8 protein-coding genes are annotated in these 7,253 nt (G+C 67.6%); 5 read left to right on the forward strand and 3 right to left on the reverse strand.

What is annotated here, in order from left to right; all coding sequences use genetic code 11:
* The coding region (locus tag RJ03_RS25065) for a 3-hydroxyacyl-CoA dehydrogenase NAD-binding domain-containing protein (protein WP_036506258.1) at positions 1-581 on the forward strand (581 nt) is incomplete at its 5' end.
* Positions 582-647: 66 nt separating this feature from the next.
* The gene (locus RJ03_RS25070) at positions 648-2,414 is read left to right on the forward strand and encodes an oleate hydratase (protein WP_036506262.1); all 1,767 of its coding nucleotides are present in this window, start codon (positions 648-650) and stop codon (positions 2,412-2,414) included.
* 7 nt (positions 2,415-2,421) lie between these two features.
* On the opposite strand, the gene RJ03_RS25075 is transcribed toward RJ03_RS25070, so the two are convergent.
* The 3 genes from RJ03_RS25075 to RJ03_RS25085 form a co-directional block, all read right to left on the reverse strand.
* Positions 2,422-2,898: a nuclear transport factor 2 family protein gene (locus tag RJ03_RS25075; protein ID WP_036506264.1), complete on the reverse strand. Its 477-nt coding sequence runs from the start codon at positions 2,896-2,898 to the stop codon at positions 2,422-2,424.
* A gap of 143 nt (positions 2,899-3,041) precedes the next feature.
* The gene (locus tag RJ03_RS25080; RefSeq protein WP_036506272.1) at positions 3,042-3,890 is read right to left on the reverse strand and encodes a TIGR03619 family F420-dependent LLM class oxidoreductase; all 849 of its coding nucleotides are present in this window, start codon (positions 3,888-3,890) and stop codon (positions 3,042-3,044) included.
* Positions 3,891-3,898: 8 nt separating this feature from the next.
* Positions 3,899-4,702, reverse strand: a complete 804-nt coding sequence (locus RJ03_RS25085; RefSeq protein ID WP_036506274.1) for an SDR family NAD(P)-dependent oxidoreductase — start codon at positions 4,700-4,702, stop codon at positions 3,899-3,901.
* A gap of 494 nt (positions 4,703-5,196) precedes the next feature.
* On the opposite strand from RJ03_RS25085, the gene RJ03_RS25090 reads away from it, so the two are divergent.
* From RJ03_RS25090 to RJ03_RS25100, 3 genes are all read left to right on the forward strand, one after another.
* Positions 5,197-6,612 (forward strand): sensor histidine kinase, encoded by a 1,416-nt coding sequence (locus tag RJ03_RS25090; protein WP_232329414.1) that lies wholly within the window; start codon positions 5,197-5,199, stop codon positions 6,610-6,612.
* Positions 6,609-7,016 carry a roadblock/LC7 domain-containing protein gene (locus RJ03_RS25095; protein ID WP_036506268.1) on the forward strand — a complete coding sequence of 136 codons (408 nt, stop codon included), beginning with the start codon at positions 6,609-6,611 and terminating at the stop codon, positions 7,014-7,016. The genes RJ03_RS25090 and RJ03_RS25095 overlap by 4 nt, the downstream gene beginning before the upstream one ends.
* Positions 7,017-7,026: 10 nt before the next feature.
* On the forward strand, positions 7,027-7,253 hold a 227-nt coding region (locus tag RJ03_RS25100; RefSeq protein ID WP_036506270.1), incomplete at its 3' end, for a DUF742 domain-containing protein.

A 7,253-nucleotide genomic window follows, 5' to 3' on the forward strand; every position in this document is an offset into this window, starting at 1 on the left:
TGCCCGAGGTGCTGTCGATCAAGCAGGACACCTATCGCCGGCTCGGCGAACTCGCGCCCGAGCACACCATCTTCGCCACCAACTCCTCGACGCTGCTGCCCAGCGATATGAAGGACGCCACCGGCCGCCCGGACCGGTTCCTCGCTCTGCATTTCGCGAATCAGGTGTGGCACTTCAACACCGCAGAGGTCATGGGTACCGAGGACACCGATCCGAAGGTATACCAGGCGGTGGTGGAATTCGCCCGGGCCATCGGCATGGTGCCGATCGAACTGCACAAGGAGAAGGCCGGATACGTCCTCAACTCGCTGCTCGTGCCGTTCCTCAACTCGGCGATGGCGCTGGCGGCGGGCGGCTACGCCGAACCGAAGGCGGTCGACGAGACCTGGCGCATCGGGACCGGCGCACCCGCGGGCCCGTTCCAGATCCTCGACATCGTCGGCCTCACCACGCCGTACAACATCCTGGTGAACAGCGGCGAGGACGGCCAGAAGCTGGCGCAGTGGCTGAAGTCGGAATACATCGACAAGGGCAAGCTCGGCCTGGCCAGCGGCGAAGGCTTCTACCGGTACAACGCGTAAGGGGTTACAGGACAGCCACATTCGACCGTCGGGGCGCGAACAACCTACAGGCAGGAGAAGACCCGGATGTACTACAGCAGCGGCAACTACGAGGCGTTCGCTCGCCCGCGCAAACCCGAGGGCGTCGACGACAAGACGGCGTGGTTCGTCGGGGCGGGCCTGGCCTCGCTGTCGGGCGCGGCCTTCCTGATCCGCGACGGGCAGATGTCCGGTGACCGGATCACCATCCTGGAGCGATTGAAGTTGCCCGGCGGCGCGCTGGACGGAGTCAAGGAGCCCGCAAAGGGTTTCGTCATCCGTGGTGGCCGCGAGATGGAGAACCACTTCGAATGCCTGTGGGACCTGTTCCGCTCGGTGCCCTCGATCGAGATCGAGGGCGCGAGTGTCCTCGACGAGTTCTACTGGCTGAACAAGGACGATCCGAACTACTCGCTACAACGCGCCACCGTGGATCGCGGGCAGGACGCGCACACCGACGGACTCTTCGCGCTGAACGACAGGGCGCAGAAGGACATCGCGAAGGTCTTCCTCGCCACCCGCGAGGAGATGGAGAACAAGCGTATCGACGAGGTGTTCGGAAAGGACTTCCTGCAGAGCAACTTCTGGCTGTACTGGCGCACGATGTTCGCCTTCGAGGAGTGGCACAGCGCGCTGGAGATGAAGCTGTACCTGCACCGGTTCATCCACCACATCGGCGGACTGCCGGACTTCTCGGCACTGAAGTTCACCAAGTACAACCAGTACGAATCGCTGGTGCTGCCGCTGTATCGGTGGCTGCTCGATCAGGGCGTGACGGTCCGGTTCGATACCGAGGTCACCGACATCGACTTCGACATCACCCCGGATCGCAAGCAGGCCACCGGTATCCACTGGGTATCGGACGGGGTCGAGGGCGGCGTCCGGCTGGGCCCGGACGATCTGTTGTTCACCACGATCGGGTCGCTGGTGGAGAACTCCGACGAGGGCGATCAACACACCCCGGCGAAACTGAACGAGGGACCGGCGCCCGCGTGGGAATTGTGGCGGCGGATCGCGGCCGTGGACCCCGCCTTCGGCCGCCCCGACGTCTTCGGTTCCCATATCCCCGAGACCAAATGGGAATCGGCGACCGTCACCACGCTCGATCAGCGCATCCCGGAATACATCCGCAAGATCTGTAAGCGAGATCCGTTCAGCGGCAAGGTCGTCACCGGCGGGATCGTCACCGCGCAGGATTCGAGCTGGCTGTTGAGCTGGACGGTGAACCGGCAACCGCACTTCAAACAGCAGCCGGCCGATCAGATCGTGGTGTGGGTGTACTCGCTGTTCGCCGACAAGCCGGGCGATTATGTGCACAAGACGATGCAGGAGTGCACCGGCGAGGAGATCACCCAGGAGTGGTTGTACCACTTGGGCGTTCCGCTCGACGACATCCCGGAACTGGCGGCCGAGGCGGCGAAGTGCGTGCCGGTGATGATGCCGTACGTCACCTCGTTCTTCATGCCGCGGCAGGCCGGTGATCGGCCCGACGTGGTCCCCGAGGGCGCGGTGAACTTCGCCTTCATCGGCCAGTTCGCCGAAACGAGCCGGGACTGCATCTTCACCACCGAGTACTCGGTGCGCACCGGTATGGAGGCCGCCTATCGGCTGCTGGGCATCGAGCGCGGCGTGCCGGAGGTGTTCAACTCCACCTACGACGTGCGCAGTCTGCTCAGCGCGGTCGGCCACATGCGCGACGGGGACGCACTGAAGATTCCGGGCCCGGCGGCGTTGCGGCGCAGGCTCATCGGGAAGCTGGAGAGTTCGGAGGTCGGCAAGCTGCTCACCGAGTACGGGCTCATCGCCGACAAGTAACCGGCATTCAGTCGCGCGCGAAGGTGGACAGGAGTTCCCGTGCCTGCTCACCGCCGTCGAGCAGGCGCCCGGTGCGGCGGGCGATTCGCCACCCGTCGGATTCGCGGCGGAGTTCGAGCCGGTGCACACTCGCGCGCAGTACCGAGTAACTCTCCGATTCGCGGTGCACCAGCAGTGATTCGAAGACCGCGAGCGCCTCGTCGCCGTCGATGTCGATGCGTGCCGGCCCCTGGAAATGCGCCGACCCGGACGTGATCAGACCCTGATGTGCGGGCGAGTTCACCATCGCGCGCACCTGGTCCCGGCCGCGCATCCGCCATCCCTCGACGTCGTATTCGCCGTCGGGACACCATAATTCGGCAGTCGCCTCGGCCTCTCCGGCGTCCACCAGCGGCCCGTAGGAGGCGATGATGCGCATGATCGCCAGCTCGTCCTCGACCCGCCGCAATCGGCGCAGGATTTCCGCGAGTTCGGTCTCGGCCATCTCGTCCTCCTCCGTACCGGCGCCGGCACTCGCACCGGTCGAGTCCCGCGCCGACGTTGTGTCACAGAATATTCAGCTCGCCGCAGGCCGCGGGGCGTCCGTCGGCTGGTCCGGCGGCAAGGTCCCCGCGCGGCGAATCGGGCTCATCGGTTCGCCAGCTCGGCCAGTGCCGCCAGCTGATCGCAGTAGTGTTCGGCCGAGTTCGCGGTGACCGCGCATCCGGCCAGGGTGGCGCCCGCATCCGCCAGGGTCGCGAGCCGCCGCGTCACCCGGTCCGGCTCACCCAGCGGGTCGAGCGGTCCGGTGGGAAGTACGACCTCGAAGCCGGGTGACGATTCGACGTGCGAGAGCTTGGTCTTCAGTTCCGCCATCGGCAATCCGAACGGCATCCATCCGTCGCCGAAGCGGACCGCGCGGCGCAGTGACCGCATGGTTCGCCCGCCGACCCAGATCGGCACGCGGGCCTGCACGCCGGCCGGTTCGACGATCATCTCCGAGAAGCTGTAATGCGTTCCGGCATAGTGTGGTTCGCGCACACCGAACGCGGACCGCAGCGCGGCGATCGCATCGTCGGCCTGCTCTCCACGTCCCTCCCACGACGCGCCCAGCAGCTCGAATTCCGCACGCAGCGAACCCACTCCGACGCCGAGAACGACCCGCCCGCCACTGATCCGGTCCAGGGTGCCGTAGCGCTTGGCGATCTCGAGCGGGTGGTGATAGGGCAGCACCAGCACCGAGGTGGCGAGCCGGATCCGGGTGGTGCGTGCGGCCAGATACGACAGCGTGGCCACCGGATCCCAATAGGTCGCGCCGCGGGAGGCGGCCACCGTCGCGGGGACCGCGGTGTGCTCACTGCAGGTGAGATGGTCGAATCCGAGCCGATCGGCGGCCTCGGCGATGCGGGCGAGCTCCTCCATGCCGGCGTCGGCCTCCCACGGCGAATACTGCCCGGGAAACCGCACCACGATCGGCGACGAGAGGGCCAGCCGCAACGGCGCGGTCATCGCGCATCCGATTCGGCGCCGATCAATTTCTGCATCCGGCGATGCCCGCCCAGCACGATCGCCGCCCGATCCGGACCGCTGCTGCGCGCGGCCGTCTCGGCATTGCCGCCCGCGACGAACACCGGCCCGTTCGCCAACTGCTCGAGCCCCTCGCGCGCCACATCCGCGGGTTCGGCCACGAGCATTCCGGGAATGTCGAAATTCAAGCCCGCCCGTGCCATCGCCGGCGTCCGGGTCACCCCGAGTACCAGATGCAGCACATCGACGTCGTACTCCCGCAGTTCCAGCCACAGGCTCTCGGCGAAGATCCGCAGATACGCCTTTGACCCGCCGTACACGGTGTGGCGGGCCGAACCGCAGTATCCGGTGAGCGAGCCGACCAGTACGATGCCGCCCCGGCCCCGCGCACGCATACCGCTCCCGAAATGATGGACCAGTGCCAGCGGCGCGGTCACGTTGAGCGCGTTCATGGCGGCGAACGCCTCGAGGTCGCCGTCGAGAAATTCGGCGCTGTGGGTGTTGGCCCCCGCGTTGTAGACGAGCAGGCCGACCTCCACGTCGGCGGTGGCGTTCGCGACCCGAGCCGGCGCATCCGGCGCGGTGAGATCCACCGCCAGTGTCCGCACCTGGACACCACGCGCGGCGACTCGTGCGGCGGTCTCGGCCAGCGGGCCCTCCCGCCGCGCCAGCAGCACGATGTTGATCCCCGCGGCGGCGAGCCGGTCGGCGAACTCCGCGCCGACCCCCTCCGAACCGCCGGCGATGACAGCCCACGGCCCGTAGCGGTGCGGATCGATGATGTCGTTCGGTTCTGCGGCCATGCCGGGACGGTAACTGACACACGTTTCGGTCTGGCGCGCACTCCCGCTCACCGGACAGCCTGCCTCGCGAAGAAAAGCACTGCTCAGGGTGAAATGAACGCTGTTCACTGAATTTCCGAAAGATACTGTGACGCAACGTTTTCAGTTCGTGATCGTGTCGATCGATCGCGCGACGCATTCGCCAGTATTTTCGAACATGCTCGCCGAGCAGCGTTTTCACGAAAACGGACCACTCGGCATCACATTCCTTCATTTCGAAAAACTCGCCGTGAAACTTCCATTTCGAAGCCGCCGGACGGCAAGAACACTTCGGGTAGCGCACCCTCGAGGTCGGCGTTATGCTCGTGCGCGAATTTCGAAAACGTCTGGCGGTCCGCATATTCGAGCCAGCCGTGCACAGCGGAAGGTGGGGGAACTGTGCCGTCTCCGCACGGGTGGATGTGGATCCGGAAGTATCGATAGTGATCTATTCAGTGAATACGCAGCAGCCCTCCTCCGGCGCCACCTCCCGGCCACCGCGACGGCTACCGGCTTTCCTCCTTCCCGCCATGATCTGCGTCCTCACCGGCGCCGTGGCCTGCCTCGCCTTACTCCGGTTCGCACCCGCTACCGGACGGGTGACATTCGCCATCGCCGCCGGCGCCGCCGGGCTGATCCTCGCCGTGACGTCGGGATGTGCGGCGCACTACCGTGACCTGGCGATTCGCTGTCGCGAAGCGAACGACAGGGCCGAGCGTGCGGCCGCCACCTACGTCGCCGAGAGCGAGGCGCGCCTGGCCGCCGCGCACGACACCGCGTCCGTGGCGGGGCGGGAGGCGAACGGTAGCGAGAACCGCCGGGTGGCCGCGATGGCGGCGTTCGCCGGTGCGGCCGGGCGCATGCAGGCCATGACCACCTCGATGCTGGCCGAACTGCGCGAGATGGAACATCGGCACGCCGATCCGTCGGTGCTGGCCGACCTGCTGACTCTCGACCACCGCACCGCACAGGCCGGACGCCTGGCCGACAGTATCGCGGTGCTCAGCGGCGCCCGCTCGGGCCGCCGATGGGCGAAACCCATTGCGATGGAGTCGATTCTGCGCGGCGCGATGGGCCGCGTCGCGGGCTACCGCCGGGTGCGCCTGCGCGCGGTCGCCGAAATCGCGATCGCCGGTCACGCCGCCGAGGGAGTCATGCACGCGCTGGCCGAGCTGATCGACAACGCGTGCAACTTCTCCCCGCCCACGACCGAAGTCCACGTCTATGCCGCCGAAGTGCCGGCCGGCGTCGTCGTCACCATCGAGGACAGCGGACTCGTGATGAGCGAAACCGCCCTGCGCCGCGCCGAACAGGCGGTATCGGGCACCGTGGCGGGCCGCGGAGCCGATACCGATCTGTCCTCACTGACCGGTACCCGCCTGGGGCTCGCCGTGGTCGGCAATCTGGCCCGCAAACACGCGCTGACCGTGTCGTACCGCCCGTCGGCGATCGGCGGCACGGCGGTCGTCGTGGTCGTTCCGCGCGATCTGACCACCCGTCTGGACCGCTCCCCCGGCTCCACCGCGACGATCGAACTGCCGCCCGCGGCACGATCGGTCACCCCGGCCGCAATTCCCGCGAGTCCGTTCGGACCGCCCCTGACCGGCGACCGTGCACCGGCCCCGTCCACGCCGAACACGGAACAGCTTGCCGCCCAATCGGTTCCACCCCTCGAACGGTCGGCCGAACCACTGCCGAAGCGCCGCCGCGGCAGCACACTGGCCGCCGTGCATCCCGACGGCCTGCGCACCACCGCCGCCGACACTTCCGCCCACCCGCCGGCGCGCCCCTCGGCCCTGGGCGCCTTCCAGCGTGCGGTCTCGGCCCCGGATTCCCCCTCCCCTTCGATTGCCCTGGAGAACGATCGGTGACCACTTCCGTACCGGCACACCTGGATTGGCTACTCGACCAGCTGCTGGCCCGCACCCCGCACAGCCGCCACGCCCTGCTGCTGTCCAGCGACGGTCTCAAGATCTGCCACACCCCGGAACTGTCGGTGGACAAGGCCGATCAACTGGCCGCGATCGCGGCCGGTATCCAGAGCCTCTCGCACGGCGCCTCGGTCGAATTCGGCGACGGGCGCAGTGGCGTGCGGCAGTCGATGACGGAGTTCTACGGCGGCATCCTGTTCATCGTCGAAGCCGGGCTGGGAGCCCACATCGCGGTCGTCGCCGATGCCGAGGCCGATGCCGGGCTGGTCGGCCACAACATGAGCGAACTGGTCGAACAGCTCGGCGAACACCTGTCCGCCGCGCCGCGCGGTCCGCGTCCGTGAGGCGGCCGCGATGACCAGGCCGGGCCGCGACGACACCCCGGACCGGCTCTACACCCTCACCGGCGGCCGCAGCCACCCCGATACCGATGCCTTCGATCTGGTGACGCTCGTGGTGGCCGAATCGGCTCCGGTCCCCGGTATGCAGTCCGAACAGGTCGCGATCCTCGAGATCTGCCGGGCGCCGGCGGCCGTGGTCGAGATCGCCGCCGAACTGCGGCTGCCGGTCGGCATCACGAT

Origin of the sequence: Nocardia aobensis NBRC 100429, assembly GCF_000308375.1 — a bacterium.
GTDB lineage: Bacteria > Actinomycetota > Actinomycetes > Mycobacteriales > Mycobacteriaceae > Nocardia > Nocardia aobensis.